Origin of the sequence: Dietzia sp. ANT_WB102 (assembly GCF_008369165.1) — a bacterium.
Taxonomy (GTDB): domain Bacteria; phylum Actinomycetota; class Actinomycetes; order Mycobacteriales; family Mycobacteriaceae; genus Dietzia.
The window spans coordinates 102,289-127,462 of record NZ_VOBA01000002.1; the positions used below are offsets into that span (position 1 = coordinate 102,289).

General features: G+C 68.6%; 30 protein-coding genes. 14 read left to right on the forward strand and 16 right to left on the reverse strand.

Features of this window, described 5'->3' with window-relative positions; all coding sequences use genetic code 11:
- Positions 1 to 172: 172 nt before the first annotated feature.
- Genes FQ137_RS12160 through sdhC form a run of 4 tightly spaced genes read right to left on the reverse strand, consistent with a single transcriptional unit; the run spans position 173 to position 3,636 of the window.
- Positions 173 to 964 (reverse strand): succinate dehydrogenase iron-sulfur subunit, encoded by a 792-nt coding sequence (locus FQ137_RS12160; RefSeq protein ID WP_149292900.1) that lies wholly within the window; start codon positions 962 to 964, stop codon positions 173 to 175.
- Positions 964 to 2,733: a succinate dehydrogenase flavoprotein subunit gene (sdhA, locus tag FQ137_RS12165; RefSeq protein WP_149292901.1), complete on the reverse strand. Its 1,770-nt coding sequence runs from the start codon at positions 2,731 to 2,733 to the stop codon at positions 964 to 966. Before sdhA ends, FQ137_RS12160 begins: the two co-directional genes overlap by 1 nt.
- A 49-nt stretch (positions 2,734 to 2,782) precedes the next feature.
- A complete protein-coding gene (locus FQ137_RS12170; protein ID WP_149292902.1) occupies positions 2,783 to 3,214 on the reverse strand; it encodes a succinate dehydrogenase hydrophobic membrane anchor subunit in 432 nt (143 codons plus the stop codon).
- Between the two features lie 14 nt (positions 3,215 to 3,228).
- Positions 3,229 to 3,636, reverse strand: coding sequence for a succinate dehydrogenase, cytochrome b556 subunit (gene sdhC / locus FQ137_RS12175; protein WP_149292903.1), 408 nt, complete (start codon positions 3,634 to 3,636; stop codon positions 3,229 to 3,231).
- Between the two features lie 191 nt (positions 3,637 to 3,827).
- On the opposite strand from sdhC, the gene FQ137_RS12180 reads away from it, so the two are divergent.
- Complete coding sequence (locus FQ137_RS12180) at positions 3,828 to 4,280, forward strand: cytidine deaminase (protein WP_149292904.1); 453 nt, start codon at positions 3,828 to 3,830, stop codon at positions 4,278 to 4,280.
- Positions 4,277 to 5,575, forward strand: coding sequence for a thymidine phosphorylase (locus FQ137_RS12185; RefSeq protein ID WP_149292905.1), 1,299 nt, complete (start codon positions 4,277 to 4,279; stop codon positions 5,573 to 5,575). The genes FQ137_RS12180 and FQ137_RS12185 overlap by 4 nt, the downstream gene beginning before the upstream one ends.
- 99 nt (positions 5,576 to 5,674) lie before the next feature.
- Here the strand turns inward: FQ137_RS12185 and FQ137_RS12190 are convergent, their stop codons facing one another.
- The 3 genes from FQ137_RS12190 to FQ137_RS12200 are packed head-to-tail and all read right to left on the reverse strand — an operon-like array spanning position 5,675 to position 7,566.
- Positions 5,675 to 6,895 carry a primosomal protein gene (locus tag FQ137_RS12190; RefSeq protein ID WP_188065010.1) on the reverse strand — a complete coding sequence of 407 codons (1,221 nt, stop codon included), beginning with the start codon at positions 6,893 to 6,895 and terminating at the stop codon, positions 5,675 to 5,677.
- 24 nt (positions 6,896 to 6,919) lie between these two features.
- Complete coding sequence (locus FQ137_RS12195; protein ID WP_149292906.1) at positions 6,920 to 7,300, reverse strand: YbaB/EbfC family nucleoid-associated protein; 381 nt, start codon at positions 7,298 to 7,300, stop codon at positions 6,920 to 6,922.
- Entirely contained in the window at positions 7,297 to 7,566 is a 270-nt protein-coding gene (locus FQ137_RS12200; RefSeq protein ID WP_149292907.1) for a hypothetical protein, read from the reverse strand. Before FQ137_RS12200 ends, FQ137_RS12195 begins: the two co-directional genes overlap by 4 nt.
- Before the next feature lie 130 nt (positions 7,567 to 7,696).
- Here FQ137_RS12200 and FQ137_RS12205 point away from each other — a divergent pair, with 130 nt between their 5' ends.
- The 10 genes from FQ137_RS12205 (at position 7,697) to FQ137_RS12245 (ending at position 14,730) form a co-directional block, all read left to right on the forward strand.
- A complete protein-coding gene (locus FQ137_RS12205; protein ID WP_149292908.1) occupies positions 7,697 to 9,151 on the forward strand; it encodes a recombinase family protein in 1,455 nt (484 codons plus the stop codon).
- 427 nt (positions 9,152 to 9,578) lie between these two features.
- A complete protein-coding gene (locus FQ137_RS12210; RefSeq protein ID WP_149292909.1) occupies positions 9,579 to 9,809 on the forward strand; it encodes a hypothetical protein in 231 nt (76 codons plus the stop codon).
- Positions 9,810 to 9,936: 127 nt separating this feature from the next.
- Entirely contained in the window at positions 9,937 to 11,247 is a 1,311-nt protein-coding gene (locus tag FQ137_RS12215) for an AAA family ATPase (protein ID WP_149292910.1), read from the forward strand.
- A gap of 357 nt (positions 11,248 to 11,604) precedes the next feature.
- The gene (locus FQ137_RS12220) at positions 11,605 to 11,949 is read left to right on the forward strand and encodes a hypothetical protein (RefSeq protein WP_149292911.1); all 345 of its coding nucleotides are present in this window, start codon (positions 11,605 to 11,607) and stop codon (positions 11,947 to 11,949) included.
- Entirely contained in the window at positions 11,939 to 12,112 is a 174-nt protein-coding gene (locus FQ137_RS15400) for a hypothetical protein (RefSeq protein WP_188065012.1), read from the forward strand. The genes FQ137_RS12220 and FQ137_RS15400 overlap by 11 nt, the downstream gene beginning before the upstream one ends.
- The gene (locus tag FQ137_RS12225) at positions 12,109 to 12,453 is read left to right on the forward strand and encodes a WhiB family transcriptional regulator (protein ID WP_188065015.1); all 345 of its coding nucleotides are present in this window, start codon (positions 12,109 to 12,111) and stop codon (positions 12,451 to 12,453) included. The genes FQ137_RS15400 and FQ137_RS12225 overlap by 4 nt, the downstream gene beginning before the upstream one ends.
- 313 nt (positions 12,454 to 12,766) lie before the next feature.
- Positions 12,767 to 13,624, forward strand: a complete 858-nt coding sequence (locus FQ137_RS12230) for a phage major capsid protein (RefSeq protein ID WP_149292913.1) — start codon at positions 12,767 to 12,769, stop codon at positions 13,622 to 13,624.
- Positions 13,625 to 13,817: 193 nt separating this feature from the next.
- Positions 13,818 to 14,183, forward strand: coding sequence for a hypothetical protein (locus tag FQ137_RS12235; RefSeq protein WP_149292914.1), 366 nt, complete (start codon positions 13,818 to 13,820; stop codon positions 14,181 to 14,183).
- A complete protein-coding gene (locus FQ137_RS12240; RefSeq protein WP_149292915.1) occupies positions 14,183 to 14,428 on the forward strand; it encodes a hypothetical protein in 246 nt (81 codons plus the stop codon). The genes FQ137_RS12235 and FQ137_RS12240 overlap by 1 nt, the downstream gene beginning before the upstream one ends.
- Positions 14,425 to 14,730: a hypothetical protein gene (locus FQ137_RS12245; protein WP_149292916.1), complete on the forward strand. Its 306-nt coding sequence runs from the start codon at positions 14,425 to 14,427 to the stop codon at positions 14,728 to 14,730. The genes FQ137_RS12240 and FQ137_RS12245 overlap by 4 nt, the downstream gene beginning before the upstream one ends.
- A 15-nt stretch (positions 14,731 to 14,745) precedes the next feature.
- Here the strand turns inward: FQ137_RS12245 and FQ137_RS12250 are convergent, their stop codons facing one another.
- From FQ137_RS12250 to FQ137_RS12270, 5 genes are all read right to left on the reverse strand, one after another.
- Positions 14,746 to 14,958 carry a hypothetical protein gene (locus FQ137_RS12250; RefSeq protein WP_149292917.1) on the reverse strand — a complete coding sequence of 71 codons (213 nt, stop codon included), beginning with the start codon at positions 14,956 to 14,958 and terminating at the stop codon, positions 14,746 to 14,748.
- Positions 14,959 to 15,336: 378 nt separating this feature from the next.
- A complete protein-coding gene (locus FQ137_RS12255; RefSeq protein ID WP_149292918.1) occupies positions 15,337 to 16,074 on the reverse strand; it encodes a DUF3800 domain-containing protein in 738 nt (245 codons plus the stop codon).
- A gap of 93 nt (positions 16,075 to 16,167) precedes the next feature.
- A complete protein-coding gene (locus FQ137_RS12260) occupies positions 16,168 to 16,479 on the reverse strand; it encodes a hypothetical protein (RefSeq protein WP_149292919.1) in 312 nt (103 codons plus the stop codon).
- A 2-nt stretch (positions 16,480 to 16,481) separates the two neighbouring features.
- Entirely contained in the window at positions 16,482 to 17,681 is a 1,200-nt protein-coding gene (locus tag FQ137_RS12265; protein WP_149292920.1) for a C40 family peptidase, read from the reverse strand.
- A 4-nt stretch (positions 17,682 to 17,685) separates the two neighbouring features.
- A complete protein-coding gene (locus tag FQ137_RS12270) occupies positions 17,686 to 18,024 on the reverse strand; it encodes a type VII secretion target (RefSeq protein ID WP_149292921.1) in 339 nt (112 codons plus the stop codon).
- A 110-nt stretch (positions 18,025 to 18,134) separates the two neighbouring features.
- On the opposite strand from FQ137_RS12270, the gene upp reads away from it, so the two are divergent.
- A complete protein-coding gene (gene upp / locus FQ137_RS12275) occupies positions 18,135 to 18,758 on the forward strand; it encodes a uracil phosphoribosyltransferase (RefSeq protein ID WP_149292922.1) in 624 nt (207 codons plus the stop codon).
- Here upp and FQ137_RS12280 read toward each other — a convergent pair.
- The 3 genes from FQ137_RS12280 to FQ137_RS12290 are packed head-to-tail and all read right to left on the reverse strand — an operon-like array spanning position 18,755 to position 21,686.
- On the reverse strand, positions 18,755 to 20,251 hold the full coding sequence (locus FQ137_RS12280; protein WP_255584242.1) for a phospho-sugar mutase: 1,497 nt from the start codon (positions 20,249 to 20,251) through the stop codon (positions 18,755 to 18,757). The two genes, upp and FQ137_RS12280, sit on opposite strands and share 4 nt — an antisense overlap.
- 11 nt (positions 20,252 to 20,262) lie before the next feature.
- A complete protein-coding gene (locus FQ137_RS12285) occupies positions 20,263 to 21,147 on the reverse strand; it encodes a purine-nucleoside phosphorylase (RefSeq protein ID WP_149292923.1) in 885 nt (294 codons plus the stop codon).
- A gap of 5 nt (positions 21,148 to 21,152) precedes the next feature.
- Positions 21,153 to 21,686 carry a gamma-glutamylcyclotransferase family protein gene (locus FQ137_RS12290; protein ID WP_149292924.1) on the reverse strand — a complete coding sequence of 178 codons (534 nt, stop codon included), beginning with the start codon at positions 21,684 to 21,686 and terminating at the stop codon, positions 21,153 to 21,155.
- Between the two features lie 149 nt (positions 21,687 to 21,835).
- Between FQ137_RS12290 and FQ137_RS12295 the strand changes: the two genes are divergently transcribed.
- Positions 21,836 to 23,242: an NAD(P)H-quinone dehydrogenase gene (locus FQ137_RS12295; RefSeq protein ID WP_149292925.1), complete on the forward strand. Its 1,407-nt coding sequence runs from the start codon at positions 21,836 to 21,838 to the stop codon at positions 23,240 to 23,242.
- A gap of 368 nt (positions 23,243 to 23,610) precedes the next feature.
- Here the strand turns inward: FQ137_RS12295 and glpK are convergent, their stop codons facing one another.
- A complete protein-coding gene (gene glpK / locus FQ137_RS12300) occupies positions 23,611 to 25,170 on the reverse strand; it encodes a glycerol kinase GlpK (protein WP_149292926.1) in 1,560 nt (519 codons plus the stop codon).
- Positions 25,171 to 25,174 lie beyond the last annotated feature (4 nt).

Genomic DNA, 25,174 nt, shown 5'->3' on the forward strand with positions numbered 1-25,174 from the left:
CTCGGGGGCGGACCCGCTGGCGGGCGACGGAGCCGGCTGTTCCGGAGGGGTGCTGCGGCTGATGGGGCTCTGCTCTTGACGGGAAATAACGGCGGGGCCGCATCCTCCGTCAGTGGAGGAGCGGCCCCGCCGGTGCGGCGTCACGGTGCCGGAGCGCCGTGGACCCGTCAGATCAGCGCGCGAACAGCAGTGCGCGCTTGACCTCCTGGATCGCCTGAGTCACCTGAATGCCACGGGGGCACGCGTCGGTGCAGTTGAAGGTGGTGCGGCAACGCCACACGCCCTCGGCGTCATTGAGGATCTCCAGCCGCTCGGCGGCGCCCTCGTCACGGGAGTCGAAGATGAACCGGTGCGCGTTGACGATCGCGGCCGGCCCAAAGTACGACCCGTCGGCCCAGAACACGGGGCAGGAGCTCGTGCAGCAGGCGCAGAGGATGCACTTGGTGGTGTCGTCGAAGCGGGCGCGGTCGGTGGGCGACTGGATGCGCTCGGCGGTCGGCTGGTTGCCGGACGTGATGAGGTACGGCATGACGTCGCGGTACGACTTGAAGAACGGCTCCATGTCGACGTACAGGTCCTTCTCCACTGGCAGCCCGCGGATCGGGGCGATCGTGATGGTGATGGGCTTACCGTCCTTGGGGAGCATGTCCTTCATGAGGACCTTGCACGCCAGGCGGTTGACGCCGTTGACCTGCATGGCGTCCGAGCCACAGACGCCGTGCGCACATGACCGACGGAATGCGAGCGATCCGTCGATGTAGTTCTTGACGTACATCAGGAGGTTGAGCAGACGGTCCGACGGCAGTGTCGGGACCTCGTACTCCTTCCAGCCCGCCGAGTCCGGATCCTCCGGATTGAACCGGGCGATCTTCAGCGTGACCATGGTCGAACCGGGCGGCACGGGACGATTGGCGTTCGGTTCCTTGCCGTCGTTCGCCTTGGTGGTGTCGACTGCGGTGGTCATCAGTACTTACGCTCCATCGGCTCGTAGCGGGTCTGCACAACCGGCTTCCAATCCAGCCGGATGTCGGAGAGCAGGTCGAGACCGTCCTCCTTGTACGCCATCGTGTGCTTCATGTACTCGGCGTCGTTGCGGTCCGGGTAATCCTCGCGGGCGTGGCCGCCGCGGGATTCCTTCCGGTTGAGGGCACCCACGACGGTGACCTCCGCCAGCTCCAGCAGGAAGCCCAGTTCGATGGCCTCCAGGAGCTCGGTGTTGAAACGCTTGCCCTTGTCGCTGACGGTGACGTCGGCGTAGCGGGCCTTGAGAGCCCGCAGCTCTTCACGGGCCTCGGTGAGCGACTGCTCGGTGCGGTACACCGACGCCTTGTCGTCCATCATGGCCTGCATCTCGCTGCGGATATCGGCCGCGTTCTCCTTGCCGTGGGGAGCCAACATGCGCTCCATCCATTCGCGCACCATCTTCTCGGGCTCACTGGGGAGCTCGACGAACTCATGTCCCGCAGCGTACTCCGCGGCGGCGATGCCAGCGCGGCGGCCGAAGACGTTGATGTCCAGCAGCGAGTTGGTGCCCAGTCGGTTCGAGCCGTGGACGGACACGCAGGCACATTCGCCTGCAGCGTACAGGCCGGGGACGACGTCCGAGGAGTTGCGCAGCACCTCGCCCCGGACGTTGGTCGGGATGCCGCCCATGACGTAGTGGCAGGTGGGGAAGACCGGCACGAGCTCGGTCACCGGGTCCACGCCGAGGTAGGTGCGCGAGAACTCGGTGATGTCGGGCAGCTTCTCCTCGAGCACGTCCGCACCGAGGTGGGTCACGTCGATGTAGACGTAGTCCTTCTCGGGGCCGGCGCCGCGGCCCTCACGGACCTCGAGCACCATCGAGCGGGCGACGATGTCACGGGGCGCCAGGTCCTTGATGGTGGGGGCGTAGCGCTCCATGAAGCGCTCACCGTCGACGTTGCGCAGGATGCCGCCCTCACCACGGACGGCCTCGGAGATGAGGATGCCCAGGCCGGCGAGGCCGGTCGGGTGGAACTGGTGGAACTCCATGTCCTCCAGGGGCAGGCCCTTGCGGAAGACCACGGCCATTCCGTCACCGGTGAGGGTGTGGGCGTTGGAGGTCGTCTTGTACATCCGGCCGGAGCCGCCCGTGGCGAACACAGTGGCCTTGGAGTGGAAGACGTGCAGGTCGCCGGAGGCGAGCTCGTAGGCGACGCAGCCGGTGGCGACGGGCCCCTCGGGGGTCTCGGTCAGGCACAGGTCAAGAACGTAGAACTCGTTGAAGAACTCGACATCGTGCTTGACGCAGTTCTGGTAGAGGGTCTGCAGGATCATGTGGCCCGTGCGGTCGGCCGCGTAGCACGCGCGACGCACGGGTGCCTTGCCGTGATCACGGGTGTGGCCGCCGAAGCGACGCTGGTCGATCTTGCCCTCGGGCGTGCGGTTGAACGGCAGGCCCATGTTCTCCAGGTCGATGACGGCGGTGATGGCCTCCTTGGCCATGATCTCCGCGGCGTCCTGGTCGACGAGGTAGTCGCCGCCCTTGACCGTGTCGAACGTGTGCCACTCCCAGTTGTCCTCCTCGACGTTCGCCAAGGCGGCACACATGCCGCCCTGGGCGGCACCGGTGTGGGAGCGGGTGGGGTAGAGCTTGGTGAGGACCGCGGTACGGGTACGCGGGCCCGCCTCGATGGCCGCGCGCATACCTGCGCCGCCGGCCCCGACGATCACGACGTCGTACTGATGCTGGTGGACCTGACGATCGGTCATGGGTTTCTCAGTGCTCGCTTTCGAAGAATGGGGAGTCCGCAGCCGTCGATCAGATGTCGTAGGCGAGGCCGAAGATGGCGTAGGTGCCCAGGACCAGGACGAGGAAGGTCGCGACGAACAGGATCGAGTGGAGCCAGAACCTGGTCGAGTCCTTGCGCGAGTAGTCCGCGATCACAGTGCGGACACCGTTGGCGCCGTGCAGCATCGCCAACCAGAGCATGAGAAGGTCCCAGGTCGCCCAGAACGGGCTCTGCCAACGATCGGCGACGTATGCCCAGTCGATGCGGTGGACACCGTCGCCGATCATCAGGCCGACCGTGAGGTGACCGATAGTGAGGATGACCAGCGCGACGCCTGAATAGCGCATGAAGATCCATGCGGTGCGCTCGAAGTTGCCGCGCGAGCGCGTGCGGGGCGAGCGCGGCTGCGCCAGGGAGGCCGGCCGGTCGTAGGAGGTCTGGAGAACAGGTGCGTCTGCCATGGTGATCGTTCTCCTTAGAGGTGCTCGAAGAGGATGAAGAGAAGGCGCGCGGTCGCGGCGGCGAACACCACGACCCAGATCGCGAGGACCGTCCACAGCATCTGGCGCTGGTACTTCGGGCCCTTCGACCAGAAGTCGATAAGGACGATCCGGAGACCGTTGAGCCCGTGGAAGAGCACGAGCGCGACGAGTCCGATCTCCATGAGGCCGACGATCGGGGTCTTGTACGAGTCGATGACCGCGTTGTAACTCTCCGGGCTCACCGTGACCAGTGCGGTGTCAAGCACGTGGACGAAGAGGAAGAAGAAGATCGCGACGCCGGAGATACGGTGGGCGACCCACGCCCACATCCCCGGGTCACCCTTGTAGATGTTGAGCTTCTTTGTGGGGGCCGGACGCGCCGGCGCCTGCGCAATACTCATGGGCTTGTCGTGCCTCCGAATCGTCTGGGCCTGATGCCATCGGCGCGCGTTCCTTGCCCGAGAGCACAGCGGGCGCCTACTAGGACTTTAGACCTGAGATCTGACTGACGAAAACCAGGGTGGGTACCGTAGTTTAGACGGGTTCTGCCTGTTAGGGGACCCTAAACGAAGTTACCGAAGGGTAAATCGACGTGACGCAGGATGAAACCGCAGCGCAACACAGCGCAAATGTCGACAGTCTCACCGCGGCCGCCCGCAGTGCCGCCCTCGGCGCTTACCGTCCGTACTCCGGCCTGGGGGTGGGGGCGGCCGGCCTGGCCGTCGGCCCGGACGCGGATCAACCTGCCGGTGACTCCGACGGGCGGGTGCGGATCGTCGTCGGGTGCAACGTCGAGAACGCGTCCTACGGCCTCACGCTGTGCGCGGAGTGCTCACTCGTGTCCGACCTCCACCGCACCGGCGGTGGGCGACTGCTCGAGATCGTCGTCGTCTCCCACGCCGGCGAGCCCCTCGCGCCGTGCGGGCGGTGTCGGCAACTTCTCCACGAACACGGCGGCCCGTCACTGGTGGTCCACACCGCGCGCGGCGCGGTTCCCCTCGGTGACCTCCTGCCGGACGCCTTCGGGCCAGGAGATCTGGCGTGAGCGCGGGCCACGACGCCGTGCGGATCATCGAGGCAAAGAGGGACGGGCGGGAACTCGACGACGACGAGATCGACTGGATAGTCGACGGGTTCACCCGCGGGGTGGTCGCACCAGAGCAGATGTCCGCGCTCGCGATGGCGATCTACTTCCGCGGGATGACGGATCCGGAGATCACCCGGTGGACTTCGGCGATGGTGGGCTCCGGCACCAGGATGGACCTGTCCGGGCTGACCCGCGGCGGCGCGGTGGTGCCCACTGTTGACAAGCACTCCACCGGCGGGGTGGGCGACGCGATCACTCTCGTACTGACCCCGCTCCTGGCGACCTGGGACGTCGCGGTGCCGCAATTGTCCGGCCGGGGGCTCGGCCACACCGGTGGAACCCTCGACAAGCTCGAGTCGATCCCCGGCTGGCGCGCGGATCTCGACGCCAGCGAGATGAGAACCGTGCTGGCGCGCACCGGGGCGGTGATCTGCTCCGCGGGGCCCGACCTCGCCCCCGCCGACCGCGCGCTCTACGCGCTGCGGGATGTCACCGGCACCGTGCCGTCCATCCCGATGATCGCCGCGTCCATCATGAGCAAGAAGATCGCCGAGGGCACCGGGGCACTGGTATTGGACGTCAAGTACGGCTCCGGTGCATTCCGGCCGGACCCCGCGGACGCTCGAGAACTCGCACGCGTGATGGTGGCGATCGGTGCGGCCTCCGGGGTGCGGACCAGCGCCCTGGTGACCGCCAACCACACCCCGTTGGGTCGAGCCGTGGGCAACGCGCTCGAGGTGGCCGAGTGTCTGGAGATCCTCGCAGGTGGGGGGCCTCCCGACATGGTCGACCTGACCTGCGCATTGGCGGCGGAGGCGCTGTCAGCGGTGGGGATCGACGACGCCGATCCGAGGGACCGGCTGGCCGACGGGCGGGCGATGGACTCCTTCCGGGCGATGATCTCCGCCCAGGGGGGAGACCCAGAGGCGCCGCTTCCGCGGGCCGCCCACGTCGAGCAGTTGCGGGCCGCGGTCTCGGGCCCGATTCAGTGGAACGCGCTCAGGGTCGGCCGTGCGTCGTGGTTGTCCGGCGCGGGTCGGACCCGCCCAGGAGAGGATGTTGATCCGGGCGCCGGCGTGGTGTTGCGCCGTGTCGAGGGCGACCACGTTCGCGCCGGCGATGTGGTCGCCACGGTCCACGCCAATGCCGAGGAACGTCTGCCCGGTGCGCTCGCCGAACTCGCGGCCGCGTTCGGGGCCGGCTCGGATCGCGGCCCCGCCGGCGCGGTGGCCGAACGACTCCGCAGCTGGTGACCCGACTGGCTCGGCGCCCGGCCACGTTATCCGGCTGCAGTGCCCTGTCGCGGCCCCCCCCAGGCGCGGCGTGCAGACTTTCCGGCGCTCGGCGGACGATCAGGCGATGTCGGGCGTGGTGACGAGCTTCTCGACGTCGTCGACCAGGTCCCGCCACTCGGATGCCTCGTCGTCGTACGGGGCGGTTGGCTCGAGCAGTTTGGCATCATCGGGGTTGAGCACGTAGTGCAGGAATCGGCGTAGCGCCGACCCGCGGCCCGTCACTGCCGCCTCGAGATCGGCGTCACCGACGTAGTTCGCCAGGTCTGTGACGAACTCGACCGCCAATGCGACCTGCTCGGAGTCGACCATGTCCGGCCCGACCTCGATGTCGCGGTCCAGTCCGGCCAGGACGTAGGTGTTGTCGTCGGTGACGTGGACGTCCAGGCTGCCGTCGGTCGCGGCGATCTTGACCCGCTCGTAGGTGGCCACCCGGGCGAGCGTGGTGTCGTCGTTGTCGGCCAGGAAGCGGGACAGGCCACGCGCGCTGGTGAACACGTACGCCTGGTCACCGTCACCGAGGAACACCGGTCGGTCGCCCAAGTAGCAGCGCAGGCTGAGGTACTCCTGATCGGAGAACACGATCTTGACGGGGTCGATCCCCACGCTCTCCCAGAGTGCACCCTCCGGGTATCCGGTCGGCGCGGGCTCCGGCTCCGGCTCGGGTACGGGCAGCGCGGCTTCCGCGGTCTCAAGGTCCCGGCGAGCGCGCTCGACCTCCGCCCGGTCGACCTCGGGGGTGGTCAGGACGTCCTGGATGGCGTCGAGAACGTCGTCCCAGCCCTTTGCGACGGTCTTGCGGATGGATTTCCACAGCTTGAGCCCGTCGCGGCCGTAGAACTCGTCCATACCGTGCGTGACGGACGCGAGCACCGGGTTTCCGTTGAAGAATTTGGTCACGGTGTCCAGCCCGCACACCTCGCCGATCGAACGGGCGATCGCGAAGCACTGGTCGATCTCGTCGACAGATGATTCTGTCGGATCGTCGCCCAACAGTTCGAGGACACCGATCAGGTCGTAGCAGTTCTCGTCGGCGGCGCGGAATGCGAGCACGTCCGAGCCCGCGAACTGTTCCCACGAGGGGTGGTCCTGCAGGTCGTGCTCCGTGCCGCGGCGGATCAGCGCGAGGAGTTCGGCCGTCGAGTCGAAGGCGTAGAGGTCGTCATCTAGTCCGAGGAACGCCTCCCAGTCGTCGTTGTCCTCCCGCCAACTGGGTGCCCAGAGGGTCGTGACGTCTCCCTCCGGGAGACCGAGCTCGATCGGGACGATGTCCTTGGCCATGCGGATCAGCATATCCACGGCCGGTCAGGTGGTGCCACGGCCCACCGGGGCGGGGCCGGAGTAGTGCCGTGCGGCGTCCTCGGCCGCCCGTTTGCGGCCGCTCACCGCGAGCGCAACTGACCCCGAGACAAGCTCTGCCCTACGCGCGTTGGCCTGAACCACGGCATCCGACGTGGCCTCGAGGACTGACGCCGCGACCGCCTCCGAACCGTGTCTGCGCAACCCGGGTGCCAGCACGAGATCCACCACCGCCCCGCCCGAGTCAGCGGTGGCGGTGGCGAGCCGGTCCCGGCTTGTCGCCGCGATACGCAGCGTCTCCAGCTGGTCGTGTGCGGACTCCCACTCCGCCGCAATGCCGCGCAGCCGATCGAGAAACGCCTCGACGTCCAGTCCGCCAGCGCTCACCAGACTGCCCCGCCCAGCTCGTCGTCGTCCCGTTCCTGTTCGCCCCAGTCCTGCTCGTCCCAGTCCTCCGCGGAGAGACGCTCCAGCAGCTCGCGGGCGTCGCCCGCGGCCACGGTGAGGGTGCGCAGGACCGCCCTCGCCACCTCCGCCGGGGCGCGGTCGAGGAGCTCGGCCGGTAGGGCAAGGCCGACCGGAACGCCGTCGGTGCCGACTTCCGCGACCACCCCGGTCATCGGGTCGGTGTGGCGGCAGGTAGCGGGGGTCATCCGCCTGTCGGGCGGTAGAAGCCGTGGAAAGACATGCCGATATTGTCGGTGCGCAGTCCGGAAACCGCCACAGGGTCCCCGGCCTCGACTGGTGATGTTATCCGTTGCTAATCGGAGTAGCGTCCTCTCCATGACCTCCTCACCCGCCCCCGCTGGTCCACTTCGGGCCGTCATCTACACCCGCGTGTCTCAGGACCCCTCCGGTGGTGGCCGGTCCGTGACCAGTCAAGAGACGGAGTGCCGGACCTACTGTGAGCGCCAGGGCTGGCCCGTGGCGGAGGTCGTCACAGACAATGACCGGGGAGCCTCCAGGTGGTCCGGCGCGGACCGTCCCGGCTACCGCCGTCTGGCGGACCTTCTCCAGCCCGGGGACGTTCTGGTGACGTGGGAGGCGTCCCGTGCCCAGCGTGACCTGGCCGCGTACGTGGCCCTTCGGGATCTGTGCGCCGACCGGGAGGTGTTCTGGTCCTACTCTGGCCGGACCTATGACCTGAACACCGGGGACGCCCGGTTCTCCACGGGGCTGGATGCCCTCCTGGCGGAGCGCGAGGCGGAGCTCATCCGGGAGCGTGTCCTCCGGGGTAAGCGGGCAGCGGCGAAGGAAGGACGACCCGCCGGGCGTCCCCCGTACGGCTACCGGCCGGTGAAGGATGCCCGGACCGGGAAGACGCTGGCGTGGGAGCCGGATCCAGACCAGGCCCCGGTGGTCCAGGAGATCGTGGCCCGGGTCCTGGCGGGGGAGTCCCTCTGGGCCGTGGTCCGGGATCTGGACCGCCGTGAGATCCCCGCCCCGGACACCCAGCGCAACGCGGCGGGGTCCTGGAGGCCCCAGCGGCTCCGCGTCATGCTCTCCTCTGCCTCCTACGCCGGGAAGCGCACCCACCAGGGCGAGATCATCGGGGACGGTGCCTGGCCCGCTCTGGTGGCCTTGGAGGACTGGGAACGGCTCCAGATCATCCTCACCGACCCGTCCCGCAACGTCGGCCCGGGGCCGGAGCCCAAGCACCTCCTCTCCGGGCTGGCCGTGTGCGGTCTCTGTGGGTCCCCGGTCCGATACTTCGGGCCCAAGTCCGTGAAGTCGCCGCGCTACCTCTGTGAGAAAAACTGTGTGGGCCGTCGGGCGGAGCTGGTGGACCAGCTAGTCACCGCCGTGGTCCTGGCCAGGTTGTCCCGGCCCGACGCGGCCGTTGCCCTGACCCCGCGCGGGGGAAACGATGACCAGGCCGCCGCGCGGGATGAAGTCCGCACTCTGACCGCCCGCCTGGAGGACTTCACCGAGGCCGCCGCGTCTGGGTCCATCTCCGCTACCGCGTTCGCGCGGATCGAAGCCAGCATTACCGCGCAGCTAGACCAGGCCCAGGCACGACTGAAGGCCGCCACGGCTGGCGGAGTCTCTCCAACGGTGGCCACGCTGGCCACGGCCGCCGACCCCGCCCAAGTCTGGGAGGGGCTGGACATACGCGCCCGGCGGGAGGTCGTGAAGACTCTGGTGAACGTCACTATCAACAAGTCCACCGGCGGTACCCGGCGGTTCATCCCGGAGGACGTCGTTATCACCTGGAAGACCGGAGCTGATCATGAGTAAAAGCAGCAAGCCGATGGTGAAGATCCGGTGTGAGTGCGGCCGGAACCTTGCCTGGGCCTACCGCGCAGATCATGACCGGCACCACGATGTCCCCAGGGTGGGCAGGATCGAACCCCGCCCTGGCGTGGAGTGGGCGGAGGTCCCCGGTGGTCTCCCTGGCACGGGGTGGGCGGCGGTCTGCCCGAATTGCCAGGCCCGGCTGGAGGTCTCCGCCAGGGCTCTGGCTACGGCCGTAGAGGCTGGAGAGGCTGAGCTGGTGGTCGGTCCGCGACTGTAACCGTTGCATCCGCTACAAGGTCCGCGTACCTTCAGAATTACAAACGAAGGGGACGCCGACTCAGGCAAATGTCATCCCCCATGGGCGCGATTACCCGGGAAAGCATCGCATCTATCTAGACCTCCGTAGTGGGGTCCGGAAGGTGTTCCCGTGGCTAACGTCACCCGCGAAGTCGCATCATGCGCCGGTCGTCTCTCCCGCGCCCGCAATCATCACCCCGACGCCGACCATTCCGGTCTGGAACGGGATCTCATCACCGCGCGTATCGCCCACCAGGCGGAGAAGTTGGCCTCCGAAGCCCCGCCCCTGACAGACGCGCAGATCCAGAAGATCGTCTCCGTCATCCGCACCGCCGGGCTCCAGGGTGGTGGTCAGGCGTGAGCAACGCAGAAGGCCGCCCCACCAGTGGTGAGACGGCCCCTACCGAGAACCCCTTCTCTGACCACCACGATACAATGACTTCCCGCTCCGTGGGAGCCAATATCCACATCGTGGGCGGTGGCCGCTGATGAGTTCCTTGGCACGCAGCGCCCGGAGCGGCGGAAAGCGTAACCCCCTCGTCTCCCAGGCCACCCTGGCCGCACGCGCCAGGGATCGCCAGAAGGCGGTAGCCGCCGCCCGGGAGAAGATCCGGGCCTCTGCCTACGGCCGGTCTGCCCTGGAGAAGATCCCACCGCCCGTGCCCGTGATCGACGGGCTGATTTTCCTGGACAACCTGGCCCGCATGTCGTCGGAGCCGGGCCGGGGGAAGACGTTCATGGCCCTGGATATGGCGCTGTGTGTGGCCACGGGAACCCCGTGGCACGGACACCGTGTCCGTCAGGGCCGGGTCCTCTATCTGGTCGGTGAGGGACTGTCCGGGCTGAACCAGCGTGTGAAGGCCTGGGAGGCGTACCACCAGACCAGGGTCCCTGAGCGGGCTGTGGAATGGCTGGACCTTCCCTTGGAGCTGCATGACCCGGAGGGGATCGACGTAGACGGTCTGGCCGCCGATGTGAAGGAGGAGGGGTTCACGGTCGTCATCGTGGACACCCAGGCCCGCTATACGGCCGGGATGGAGGAGAACAGCAACTCCGAGGTTGGCGTCCTGGTGAAGAATTTGGACCGGCTCAAGACCGGCACGAAGGCGTGCATCATGCTGATCCACCACGTCACCATCGGTACCGACCGCCCCCGTGGGGCCTCCGCTCTGAATGGGGCTATCGACACAGAGATGATCCTGGTCTCCGGCGGAGGGCGCGGGGTGGTCAAGCTTCAGAATCCGAAGCAGAAGAACGCGGCCGAGCACCCGGACATGGGGTTTACGTCTTACATCTGTCAGGACTCTGTGGTCCTGGTCGCGGACACGGACCGCAGGGCCACCGCCGGAAAGGCGGATCCGTTCGCTCGCCCCGCCAGGCCGCCAGTCCGGGGCTCCCAGGGGGACGACGCGATCCGGTGGCGGATCGCTTACATCATCTGGTCCACGTTCCAGCACGGGACCTCTGGCGGGACCAAGGAGGAGATCAAACGAAGTCTCCAGGGGGAGCCGGATCTGAAGATCAGCTCCGCCAACTGGGTGAAGCGATTTAACGAGAACTGGTCAACCCTGGAGGAGAAGGGGCACCTGAAGGCGGGGGCCGGAAACTCCAGGTTCCTACTCACCCAGGCGGCTCTGGAGGAGATGGGGGCTGACGAAATCCGGCCTCCCACGCCGGAGGAGGAACGGTCGCTCCTGGAGCACATCGACACCGCAGACGATGACGCAGACGATGACGCCGACGATGACGCCGACGATGATGCCGACGACCTCCAGGGCGGTGACGACGATGAGGACTGACGCCTGCTCCTCCACCATCCGTCTGGGGCGGTTCCGGGGTGGACGGACCCCGGACGGATCGCTCCGCCTGGGTTGGTATAACCGCAGGTCAGAGGGTGGACGGATGCCGTCCGGGAAACAGGACGCGGGACGGGCCGTCCCAGGTCCGTCCCAGTCCGTCCCCGCCGCCTCATATCCGCAGGTCAGAGGGTGGACGGATTACCGTCCGGCTACCGTCCATGACCCTCTCCGGACGGACCGTCCCCCCCTTAAGGGGGACGGGACGAAGGGCGGAAGACGAGTAATAACACCCAACACCGTCCCCGTTCTGTCCGCTGCGGCGGCGGCGGAGGAACCAATCACCGAGGAGGCTGCACGATGACCACGAACCCACGCCGACGCCTCCGGCTTCGGGAGCTCCTGCCGAAGCCCTACGTGGCACACCTGCCGGAGGCGGGGAGCTACACGCCCCCGCCACCGAATCCCGACGATGGACCACGCCAGCGGCGGATCCACGGCCCCGGCCGGCCCCTGGAGATGCTGACGATGGGGGAGGCCGCCCTGGTCTACGCGAACACGCACGCGGACGCCGTGGACGCCTGGCGTCATAACTTCCCAGCCTCCGCCGAGGTTCACGATGGCGTCCATGTCACGGAGGCCGGGGTAATGCCGCTGGACGAACCGTTCAGCCTGGATGGAGAGGGGGCCGACGATGGCCGCTGACTGGAACGCCGACGATGCAGCTGACGCCCCCGTGGGCGTCCTCACGGAGAACGGGGCGGGCCGGGTATCCGGGGCCCTCTGGGAGCCGTGGTCCCTTCGGGAGATCGAAGACGAGGCCGCCAGCTGGCGGAACCTTCACCCCGACCACGAGGTGGACGAGTGAGCGCCGGACGCTGGGAAGGTGCCCACGTCCCGGTCTACGGCGGAGCCATCCCCACCCCTCCGGAGTGGACCGCGCGGGCGGCCTGTGCGGGCCATGCTCCGCTCCACGATCCCCGGATGGCCAGAGAGGCGGAGGAGGCCTTCCAGGCCCGCAGCGCGGACGCCAGGGCCGTCTGTGGCCGGTGTCCGGTCATGGCGGACTGCAGGGAGTGGGTGGAGGCCAGCCCGCGCGCGAAGGTGGCCGGGACTCTCGCCGGTCACACGTTCGCGCTGGTGCATCCGAAGATGCCCAGCAGATCGGCCCGGCGGACCACGTTCTCGGCGGCCTCCGCCGTGGCCTAGCCACCCAGTCTCTACACGAGTAGAGTGAGGGGTGCTCCCCGACGGGCGGAGCTTCTGGGGTTAGTTGTACGGCGGCGGTACGGGCAGGACGCCACGACCGCCGCCACCCTCCCCATCAGGTCCACCACGGCAAGACACCGAGGACCGCCGTGAGACGCACGACCAGGAGCTGACGCTCCGCCCCCGTGAGGTGGACACCGACCGGGACCAGAAGTAACCGCCGCCCACCAAAGCGGTGGAGGGACGACTCCCTCCCGCGTGGTGAAGGAACGGCGGCGGTCCCGTATCCAACCTCCACAGGGAGAACAACACCATGGCACTATCTGATCTCGCCTTCCTCACTACCGGTCCAGGTAATGAGGGGCTACTGAAGACGTTTAAGACCGCGCTGGTGGAGCGCGTGGAGGCCGAGGCCGCCGCGTTCCGTGCCGGAACCCTCATCACCACGGGGACCTACCTGGCCCAGGTCCCGGTCCTTCGGGCCGGAGCTACGGCGGCGTGGACGCCCGAGGCCAGCCCAATCGTGGCCAGCGCCATCGACGTGGAGACCCTCCCGGTCCGACTGTCGAAGGTGGCCGCGCTGACCGCCGTGTCGAATGAAGCCGTCCTATCCGGAGACGTGGACCTGGTGAAGGTCCACACACGGTCCATGGCGCGGGACACGGCCATGAAGGTGGACGCCGCGTTCTACGGTGACGGCACGGTGCCCAACGCACCGGCGGGGCTGGGATCGCTGACCGGGATCCAGGAGGTGGAGCCCACCACGGTGGACTCCATCGACGCGCTGGTCATGGCGGCCGGTCTGATGGAGGCTGCGTACTACCAGGCCACCACCATCCACATGAACCCGCTGACTCTGACCCGGCTCCGCCAGGTGAAGGAGACGGCGGACTCCGGTAAGTCCCTCATCGACATGGACACCGCGTCCGCTTCCGGTGAGGTGCGACGGCTGGCGGGGATGGAGCTGATCGTCTCCCCGGCCATCGAACCCGGCGTGATCTGGGTGACCGACAAGTCCCAGACCTTCGTGCTCCGGTCCACTGATGTCCGCTTCGACACGGACACCAGCGTGGGTTTCCGTGAGGACGTCACCATGATCCGCTCCACCATGGGCGTCGGGTTCGCCGTGCCGAACGCGGACGCGGTCGTGAAGGTCACCCTCCCGGCCTGACCGGTGACACCCACGGCGGTGACGGGAGAGCGCCCGTCACCGTCGTGGTTCACCACGGCTGACCAGGGACAACGGGGTACCCAGGGGGCCTATCCCTCCCCCCGGCCGCCAGCTTCTACGGCTAGGCATTGCATCCGAGGCCGGGAGCACGCAGTTTCGACGCCCCGAGGGGGCACAACCGAAGGAGACCGACGTGGGAGCACGCAAGCGCGGGACCGACGCGGTCGCAGCCATTCGCGCCACCGTGGCCGGGATCGACCCGGAGATCGTCCTGGACGAGCACGAGGAGCATCTACTCACCGCCATAGCCCGGGCCTACAACAGGGCCGCCGACCTGGACCGGGACGCCGCTAAGGCCCGCGCCGCTGGGAAGTCCTCCCGAGGGGTCACGGAGCTCCTGGCGGAGTCCCGGCTCCAGGAGAACCAGGCGGAGCGGTGGGCTAAACAGATCACCGACGCGGCCCAGGCCGTGGTGACGAGCTCTAAGAAGGACTGGCGGGCCCAGAAGGCCGCCCGGGCACGCTGGGACGGCGTGGCCAACAGTAAGGCGGCGCGGTAGTGGCACGCATGAAGAACCTGGCCATCGCGGCCGACGATGCCGTGGAGGACTTCCTCACCGGTGACTTCCTCCGCACGATGAGGCTCTACGGCCAGATGGCGGAGACGCCGAACCCGGCAACAGTCGCCGCTGACGCTCTCCAGCACGGTGAGGCGGCCACCGTGCCCGGTGAGTGGCTGGGGCCGGACTTCTACGGCGTCACGGTCCGACTGAAAGCCGGGAAGGCCCCGGAGGTAGTCCAGTGACCACTTCCAGCACGCCGAACTTCCAGGAGGCCCTGGAGGCTGCCCTTCATCGTCCCGTCACGGACTCCGAAGTCTCCCGGGCCTACCGGCTGGGACATGCCGCTGGCCGTCTCCTTCGCCGCCGGATCGGCCCCGTGCCGAGGTCGGAGTACCCCGACGTAGCGGTTGCCCTGGTCGTCGTGCGGATCGTGACCAGGGTCGTGGAGGTCGGAGGCGTCAAAGAGGTCACCGACGTCGATCTCCGAGCCCTGGTAGAGGTCTCCGCCAGCAGGAGGCAGCCCCACCCCTTCACACTGGCCTAGGGGCCGGAGTTTCAGTTAGACGCTCTCCTGGGTGATGACGGTTCCAGCACCGTCTTCCACGATTACAAACTTCACATCATCGGCCCAGTCAGGCTGATTGTTGGTAAGCCGGAGTGTGTTCACGTAGAACTTCTCCGCGCGGCCTGCCGTTGCCTTGTCGGAACGATCCACCTGCAAGGTGACGTAAAGGTTCGAACCTTCGACCCGCGCACCGACCAGCGTGTCCATCCATCCACCGGTTCCTTCGTATCCGCTCGATCCGGACAGTCCCGCCTGACTTCTGGCCCAAGCCGTCACATCTTGTTCGGAGGTGACGCATCCGGCGGACAGGAGTAGGACAGCGGCGAGGGACGCTAGGGTGCGACGCATTTGAGGGCCTTTCGTAGGGATTCCCTCATCTGTATCAGGTGTGCACGGCGTTCACGGTGGATTGGTCCGGCGGCGGTGGTTTGGCGGGTGCTCCGGCTTGCGCTCCAGCCCGAGTCAGGCCTCACTTCTACTAGATGGGCTGCGCGCGTGCGTGTTAGCATTAGGTCACGACGAGCCGGATACCGGAGCGTTGATTGCCTAGAGCCCCTGCCGTGAACTCGGCCCGGGGCTTTAGCGCTATCTAGGGACCCACTTTCGGTCATACGCCAGGGCAGGCCGCATCACGTTCATGAGGCGTCTGGTCGCTTTGCGTGCCTTCGGGTGGGACTCAGTCTCCTCCCGATCCCGCCGATAAAGGTAGACCGAGAGGTCGGCCGCCTGCACCCCGTCGTGATCTCGAGAATCGACAAACTGGATCGGCTGGTCGATGCACTCCAGTTTGCTCGGTCGGTATCCAGGGGTACCTACCCGAGAATAGCCCTTGATCGCCTCTCGAAATTCTTCGCGGCGGTCGATCATGTCGCATAGGACGGTAGTGGTTTTCGCAGCCGGTTTGCAGCGCTCGTTAATCCGCTCGAGGAGGTGCCGTAGAGCCACTTCGTAAGGAGCGTGAGGGGAACTGTACCGAGCATTCAGGCGATCAACGTCTACGCCCTCGATAAAAACTAACGAGCCTGACGCCACCAGGGCACGAAGGGCTTCCCGGTACACCCACACAGCCTCGGAGGTCTGCCGACGGATCGGAGCCCAGTCCTTCCTGCCCTGCATCATGTCGTGCGCGTGAAACTCGACCGACCAGGCTTCTTCAATGCCGTACTTGGACCGACATTCGTCGCGGAGTGCGGAGAACGATTCGGTGAGCGCCTTTAGGTTCTCGTCAGCGCACACCACCGCGCCCACGTAGTAGTGGCCGTCGCGGTAGGACTCGTCAATGAACGTCGTTATGTGCTTGGAGGTGCCGTAACCGGGGCGCATGAGAATGACGTTAGTCGCCGCGCCGGACACGCTGGGCCTACCCCTGTGGGTAACCGCGCAATACCTGTGGATTATGGATTCGGCCGCTGGCGGTTAGTACACCACCCACGGGTCCGTCGGGCCGATGTCCGGCACTGGAGGCGTGTCACCGGTGTGGGTCCACTCCCACCGGGGGAGCGTGTGCTTCACCGCCCAAAACACGCTGGCGGCGTCCTGGATGCCCTCTCCGCCCAGCCACCACGGACCCGTGGGGGTCACCGGCCACCGGCGGTCAGCGTCGTCCGCCAGGTCCGCCCGGAGGATGAGGGACTCCACTAGGGAGCCCGCGTCCACGAACACGCGCCCGTCTACGGCCCCGATGGTCTGGCCGTCGGGGCCTGTGAAGGTGAACGTGAGGCCGGTCATGCTCAGCTATCGCTGGCGGCGGCCGAAGTGTTCCAGAAGGCTCGTGAAGATGAGTAACGGATAGCGAACCCGGCCTCGACGATCTGTCCGTTGCCGATGTACATCGCGACATGCCCGTCCCACACCAGCAGATCACCCGGTAGGAGGTCCTGCGGTGACACTTGGACGCCGACGCCCTGCTCCTGGGCCAGGCGCGGGATCTCCACGCCTGCGTCTCGGTACGCCCACTGGGTCAGGCCGCTGCAGTCCAGTCCCTGGCCCGGGGTGGTGCCGCCCCACACGTACGGCACGCCCTGCTGACTGAGCGCATTGCGGACCGCCCCGGCGGCCTGCTCATTGGGGGCGGTGGCGACGGAACCGTCCGGGAGGGTGACCTCAGTGCCGCCTTCGATCACCCCGGACCCGGCGTCACCGAATCCCACCGATCCGGATGCTGACGCCGACCCTGCTGCAGCCCCTGCGGCCCCCGCCGCGGAACCGTCGCCTCCGCCAGACACGTCCCCACCGGCGCCGCCACCGAAGGACGCGTCGCCGGACGAGCCCCCGTCGAATGGCCCGCCGGAGGACGCGCCGGGCGCGCTGCCACCGGTCGAGATCGCGCCGGGCCCGGATCCTGTGTAGGCCACTGTTGTGGCGTTGATCGCGCCCGCGGAGCCGGAGTCGGCGCTGATCGTGCCCGGCATGCGGGGCGCCGGGGGGATGCCGGCGGCGATGGCCCGCATCTCGGCGGTAGGAGCCCTGAGCTCGGTCTGGACTCGCTCGGCCACCTGGATCCCCCGCGCCAGGTGCTCGGCGGCCAGCCCGAGCAGGGCGGCCTGTCCCGCAGGGGTGATCAGGGCCGGCCCCAAGGCGGCGGCGCGGGCGAGGAACTGCTGGACGATCCCTATCACCTCCACCGTCCCGCGGACCACGATCTCGGCGGCCACGGCCGTGACCCGCGCGATCTCGGCGGCCGACTCGCCGAGCGCCCCCATCGTCCGCCCCACCTCGGCGATCGAGTGCGCGGCACCGAGGGAGGCCAGGGAGTCCCACGACTCGGACAGTAGGCGCTCCAGCGGAGAGCCCAACTGCTGGGCGACCTCCAACCCGTCGCTTACCGGCCGCATGATGTTCTGCGCCTCGGCGGGGACGAACTCCTCCGCCGACAGCAGGTCGAGGACCTGTTTGATGGGGCCGGCATAGGCCAACGCGTCCGCGATCACCGGATCACACCCACCTCTCGGTCAGGTCGGTCCCGGCGGTGCCGATCGCCCGGGCACCGGCGGCGTCGGACTCCTCGAAGAGTCGGGTCGTCTCCAGCACGAGTTCCCCGGCGGCGTCGGTGACGCGCGCGAGCCCCGCCAAGACCTCGCGATGCCGCGCCGTCGCGGCCATCAGCGCGGACATGAAGTCGGCGCCCACGGGCCCGACGACCGGCGCCACCGCGTCGATGGGCAGCCCGTCCACCGCCTCGAGAGCACCTCCCAGCGTGTCTGCCAGGGTGGTCAGCCCCGTCCCCAATTCGCGCAATCCGTCGACATGGACGTCGATCGCCCCGTCCGTCATGGCCCCGTCCCCTCGTCGCTCTTTCTTGTCCGTCACAGGGTTCGACGCCGGGGGAGGGTGATCCGGTTCCATTCGATACGGGATTGGTTCCGTGTGCGATCCTGTCGGGCATGGACATCATCGTCGTGGACCACCCACTCGTCGGGGACCGGCTCCGTACATTGCGGGACACCGCCACCGACACGGCTGGATTCCGCGCCGCGATGGACGCCCTCGGGACAATGCTCTGCTACGAGGCCTTCCGGTCCGTGCCGACCACCGAGGTCACCGTGACCACGCCCATCACGGAGACCACCGCGATCGCCGTCAACGGTGCCCCGCTCCTGGTTCCGGTGCTGCGGGCGGGGCTGGGGTTGCTGGATCCGGCGACCCGTCTGCTGCCGGGGGCGCAGGTCGGGTTCATCGGTCTGGCCCGCGATGAGGAGAGTCACGAGCCGGTGTCATACCTGTGCTCGCTGCCGGAGGATCTGGCCGGTCGGCATGTGGTGGTGTTGGACCCGATGCTCGCCACGGGCGGCTCGCTGGTGTCGACGCTGCAGACGCTCGCGGCGCGCGGGGCGACGGGCATCACCGTGGTGTGTGTCCTGTGCGCCCCGGAGGGGGTCGAGACCGTGCGCGATTCCGGGCTGGCGGCGACCCTGGTCACCGCGACGATCGACGAATGCCTCGACGAGAACGCCTTCATCGTCCCCGGATTGGGTGACGCGGGCGACCGTCTCTTCGGTCCGCGTTAGCGGCCCACGGCACCGGCGACCGCGTCGCCGAGCAGGGTCAGTCGCCGCGCCGCGTCGGCGCGGTCTCCGACGGACGGCGCGAGCGGGGTCCACGCCTCTACATATGTCTTGAGTAGTGGCTCCGTGCCAGACGGCCGCACCACCGCGCGAGAGCCGTCGGCATCCACTCGGAAACCTGCGGTGCCCACCAGTTGCCGGACCTCACCGACGGAGGCGAGTAGCCCGGCTGCACGCTCCAACGCAGCCTCCGGGTCGCCGCCGGGTTCCAGGGGAAGAGCTACGTTGCGTCGGAGGTGTGCCCCGAACTCTACGGCCAGCGCGTCGAGTCGCGCGCCGACCGTCGGGCCGCCCGACCCGACCATCGCGCACCACGTCGCTGCCGCCGAGATCCCGTCCTTGTCGGCCACCACGTCCGGAAGCACGCAGTGCCCGATCGCCTCCTCGTAGGCGTACCGCAGTGGCTCGCCGGCTCGCACCAGCCATTTGAAGCCGGTCAGCGTCTCCACGTGCCGCCCCCCGCGCGCCGGGACCAGCAGTGCCGGAAGCCGGGAGGACACGATCGTCGACGCCACCACCGGAGTGTGACCGTCCTCGCCCGCATCTGATCCCGGCAATGGCACTCGCAGCAGCTGGTCGGCGAGCACGGCCCCTGTCTCGTCGCCGTCGAGCATCCGCCACCGCCCGCCCGCGTCCGCAAAGCCCACGGCGCAGCGATCAGCGTCCGGGTCGAGTGCGATCGCCACGTCGGCATTGATCCGCGCGGCCAACTCCAACAGCCGCGCGGTCGTCTCGGGCCGTTCGGGGTTCGGGGAGCTGACGGTGGGGAAGTCCGGGTCGGGGCGCGCCTGCTCGGCCACCACGCGGACGTCCCGAACCCCGATCCCGGCCAGGACGCGGCGGCAGAGATCGCCCCCCACCCCGTGGACGGGGGTCAGGGCAACGCGGGGCGACCGGCCGGGCCGGGGCAGGGCGGCGACGACCGCGGCCACGTAGTCGTCGACGAGCGTGGCGTCTACCCGCACAGACCCCGGCGGGGACGAGGCGGCGTAGACCCCCTCCTTCGCTGCGGCGCGCAGGTGCCGCTCGATGTGGGTGTCGGCCGGTGGCACGATCTGGGCGCCGCCGCGGCCGTAGACCTTGATGCCGTTGTCGCCAGCGGGGTTGTGCGAGGCGGTCACCATAAGACCGGCCGCCGCGTTGCGGGCGCGCACCGCCGCGGCCACGACAGGTGTAGGGATAGGTGCGCCGGGGACGACGACGACGAGGCCGTGAGCAGCCAACACCGCAGCCGCGACGTCGACGAATCGGGCCGATCCGTGCCGGGCGTCTCCGCCCACGATGACCAGGGATCCGGATGGTTCGCGTTCACGCAGGTACCGGGCCACGGCGGTCGCGACGGCGGCCACGGTCCGCTCGTTCATGTGGTCCGGCCCGGGCCCCAGCGGTGCTCGGACGCCGGCGGTGCCGAAACTCAGGGGCACGGGTGCGGTCACGGGTGGTTCCCTCAGGTTCTGGCGACGGACGGGACGAGCGCGCGCAGTGCGGCGGTGAGGCGAGCGGACCCGGCGGCTCCGGCGTCCAGCACCTCGGTGTGGTCCAGCGGCTGACCGGTGACTCCGGCGGCGAGGTTGGTCACGAGCGACACCGCGACCACGCCGAGGCCGAGCCCCCGGGCGGTGATGGTCTCGGGCACCGTCGACATGCCCACGAGGTCGGCTCCGAGGGCGCGCAGCATGTGGATCTCGGCCGGGGTCTCGTACTGCGGGCCGGACATGGCAGCGTAGACGCCCTCCGCTGGGCGGACGCCAGCGTTTCCGACGGTGGGGCCATCTGCGGTGGGGTCATCGGACTCGATGGATTCGGCTGCTCCGATCGCGCCCGCCGCCGCGGCGCGGAGACGTGGGCAGTAGGCGTCGACCATGTCCACGAACAGCGACCCGGTCAGCGGCGAGCGCCCGGTGAGGTTGAGATGGTCGCGAACGAGGACCAGATCGCCGACGGCCATGTCGCCGCGCAGTCCGCCGGCGGCGTTGGTGAGCACCAGCACCCGGGCCCCGACCGCCCCCGCCACGTGGGCGGGGTGAACGACAGGGGCGGTGCCCACGCCCTCGTAGAGGTGGGTGCGCCCGGCCACGGACAGCAACGGAACGCCGTCGACCAGGCAACTGGTGACGGTCCCGCGGTGGCCGGCGGCGGTGGGGGCGAGGAAACCGGGTAGGTCGCGGGCCGGGATGGTCACGGCGGTGTCCGGGTCGGCGAGCCCGTCCACGACCTCGGACCATCCCGACCCCAGGACCAGGGCTACGTCATGGTGGTCCCGGCCGGTGAGTTCCGCGATCCGCTCGGCGGCGGCGCGGGCTTCGTCGGTGGGGGACAGCAGGGGCGCCATCCGCGTCAGGCGCCGGGGCCGACGTTGCGCGATTCGCGGGTGCGCAGCTCGCGCACGTACTGCGCGGGCGCGCCCGCGCATTCGGCGGCGTCGGCGAGCAGTCCCAGGTAGCGCGCGGACGGGAGGCCGCCCTCGAAGGCGTCCATCACGTACAGCCAGGCGAGCACGGTGTCGTCGGTCCCGGTCGGTGTGATGTCCACAGCGAATTCGGATTCCTGCGCGTCGACAGGGGGGGCGTCGGGAACGGTGGGTCGGCGCGTGATTCGGACACGGATCTTGGGCGCGGGCATCCGATCCGTGCCCTCCCAACGGTCCAGGGCGCGGACGTCCTCGTCGGGGACGTCGTAGAGCACCACGAACACTCTGGACTCCGGATCTTCGACGACCGTGGCGACGGCACCCTCCCACGTGGGGTCGTCCCCGGCGAAGGTGAGGCGCCAACCCTCGAGCCACCCTGTCCCCGCGAAGGGTGAGTGCGGCGCGCGGGTGTTCATCTGGTCGGGATACATGTTCGTCCCGTACGCGGCGTAGAGAGGCACGAGCACAACCCTAGCCCCTTCGGCGGTGTCGGCTCGATGTCCTCCGGCCCCGCCCCGGTGGTTCGACTACCGTGTACTGCGGACGTGACGCGATCCGCCACAGCGGGCCGCGGCGCCCGGCCCTTGACCCTGTGAGCCGTGGAGGACATGTGACGCAACGCATCATCATCATCGGCGGCGGCCCCGCCGGCTACGAGGCCGCGCTCGTCGCGGCCCAGTACGGTGCGGACGTCACGATCGTCGACTCGGACGGTATCGGCGGCAACTGTGTCTTGAGTGACTGCGTCCCGTCCAAGACGTTCATCGCCACGACCGGCGTGCGGACCGACATGCGGCGCGCGGAGGAGATGGGCGTCGAGGCCCACTTCGATCCCACCGCCTACCGGTTGGGACAGGTCAACGGCCGGGTCAAGTCGCTGGCCCGCGCCCAGTCTGCGGATATCCGGTCGCAACTCCAGCGTGAGGGCGTCCGGCTGCTGTCCGGGCGGGCCCGTCTCCACGACTCGCAACCCGGCATGGCCTCGCACCGGGTGGCGGTGACGTTTGACAACGGGCAGGAAAAGATACTCGACGCCGACGTGGTCCTCGTCGCGACCGGCTCCAGCCCTCGCGTGTTGTCGGGGGCCGAACCCGACGGCGAGCGGATCCTCAACTGGCGTCAGCTCTACGACCTCACCGAACTGCCCACCCACCTGGTGGTCATCGGTTCGGGCGTCACCGGTGCCGAGTTCGTCTCGGCGTTCACCGAGATGGGCGTCAAGGTGACCATGGTGTCCAGTCGTGACCGCGTCCTGCCGCACGAGGACGCCGACGCCGCCCTCGTGCTGGAGGAAGCACTGAGCGAACGCGGCGTGTCGCTGGTCAAGCACGCTCGTGCCGACGCCGTCGAGCACTTCGAGGACGGCATCATCGTCCGTCTCGGGGACGGACGCACGGTCAAGGGATCCCATGCGCTCATCTGCGTGGGATCCGTGCCCAACACCGAGGGCCTCGGTTTGGAGAGCGCCGGCGTCGAGCTGCAGCGCAGTGGTCACATCAAGGTCGACCGTGTCTCGCGCACCACCGCTCCGGGGATCTACGCGGGCGGTGACTGCACCGACTTGTTCCCGCTGGCGTCGGTGGCGGCCATGCAGGGGCGCATCGCGATGTACCACGCACTCGGCGAGGGCGTTAACCCCATCAAGCTGCGGACTGTCGCATCTGCGGTCTTCACGCGTCCGGAGATCGCCACCGTCGGCATCTCGCACGCGCAGATCGAAAGCGGCGAGGTGCCGGCGCGCGTGGAGGTCATGCCACTGGCAGGAAACCCGCGGGCCAAGATGCGCAGCCTGCGCCGCGGTTTCGTCAAGCTCTTCTGTCGCCCGGCCTCGGGCGTGGTGATTGGCGGCGTGGTCGTCGCCCCCACCGCCTCCGAGCTCATCCTGCCGATCTCGGTGGCGGTGCGCAATCAGCTCACGGTGGGCGATCTCGCTGGCTCGTTCTCGGTCTACCCGTCGATGACGGGCACCATCACGGAGGCGGCCCGCCAGCTCATGCGCCACGACGACCTCGACTGAGCAGCCCGGACCGCGTATCCACTCGGCTCTAGCCCGGGGTCGCGCTCGACTCCTCTGTCCCGACGCCGTCCGAACAGCCCGCCTCGGGCTCGGCCCGGGCCCGCACGCCCGCCCCAGGCCCTGCCCGAGCGTGCACGCCCGTGTGGAGTCACTCAGTCAGCGTGGAATGAGGTCCGCCCTGCAGGAACGCTGCGCGCAGTGACTCCGCGCAAGGCTCGCGGCCGGATCCCGCCCTGGGCGACCTGTGGAGGCGGATGTCGGGCTTGCGGACGGAACGACGAGGCAGCGCAATTCGGGCCGGGTAAGGCAGCACAATTCGCGCCGGGAGAGGCGACGGGGCGTCGGCCCCTGACGTACGGCCCTCGATGTCAGCCCTCGATGTCAGCCCAGCCCAGTGTCCGTTCGACCGCGTCGTCCCATCGTGCGAGCAGCCGCTCCCGCTCCTGCTCGGACATCCGCGGCGTCCAGCGGCGATCCTCGCGCCACAGTTCACGCAACTGGTCGGGGGAGTCCCACTGGCCGACCGCCAGACCGGCGGCGAAAGCGGCCCCCAACGCGGTGGTCTCTGTGACCTCTGGCCGGATCACGTCCACCCCGAGGATGTCTGCCTGGAACTGCATCAGGAAGTCATTGACCACCATCCCGCCGTCCACGCGCAGCGACTCCGCGGACTTGCCGGCGTCGGCGACCATCGCTGCGGCCATTTCACGACTTTGGAATGCGGTGGCCTCGAGCGCTGCCCGCGCCAGGTGCGCCCGGGTGTGGAAGCGGGTCAGTCCCACCATCACGCCGCGGGCATCGGGCCGCCACCGTGGGGCGAGCAGCCCGGAGAACGCCGGCACCAGGTAGCAGTCGCCGTTGTCCTCCAGCGAGTTGGCCAGATCCTCCGTCTCGTCCGCGGTGGAGATCACCCCGAGGTTGTCACGCAGCCACTGCACCAGCGACCCCGCCACAGCCACCGACCCCTCAAGGGCGTACACGGGGTCGTCGTCACCCAACTGGTAGCAGACGGTCGTGAGTAGACCGTTCTCGCTGAACTGCGGGGTGGTGCCCGTGTTGAGCAGTAGGAATGCGCCTGTGCCGTAGGTGTTCTTGGCCTCACCCGGCTCGAAGCAGGCCTGTCCGAACATCGCGGCCTGCTGGTCGCCGAGGATCCCGGCGATGGGTGTCCCGCCGAACATCCTGCGCTTGGTCACGTGCCCCGACACCCCGGAGGAGGGGACGATCCGCGGCAGCATGGATCGAGGTACGCCTACCTCACGGCATAGTTCATCACTCCACTCCAGGGACCGCAGATCCATGAGAAGAGTCCGCGACGCGTTGGTGACATCCGTGACGTGGAGGGCCTCCTCGCCGTCGTCGCCACCCCGACGCCCGCCGGTGAGATTCCACACCAGCCACGAGTCGATGGTCCCCGCCAGGAGTTCCCCGGCCTCGGCTCGCTCGGTGCCGCGCTCGCCTCGCGAATCCAGGTGCTCCAGGATCCACCGGATCTTGGGACCCGCGAAGTACGTCGACAGGGGCAACCCGGTGGTGTCGCGGAACCGGTCGTCGCCGTCCGGGTGCGCCTCGGCGAGTCGGGCACAGATTCCGGACGTCCGGGTGTCTTGCCACACGATCGCGTTGTAGACCGGCTCGCCGGTCGCCCTGTCCCACACGACGACCGTCTCGCGCTGGTTGGTGATGCCGATGGCGGTGACCGCCGCCGGCTCGAGATCCACGCGGCCCGCCACCTGCGCCATTGCGGTGCGCACATTCTGCCAGATCTCCAGCGGGTCATGCTCCACCCACCCCGCCCGCGGCAGGATCTGGCGGTGCTCGACCTGCGCCGTCGCCGCCGGCACCGGCATCCCCAGGTGGTCGAAGAGGATCGCCCGTGTCGATGTCGTGCCCTGATCGATCGCCAGAATGTAGGTGCTGCGAGTCACACGG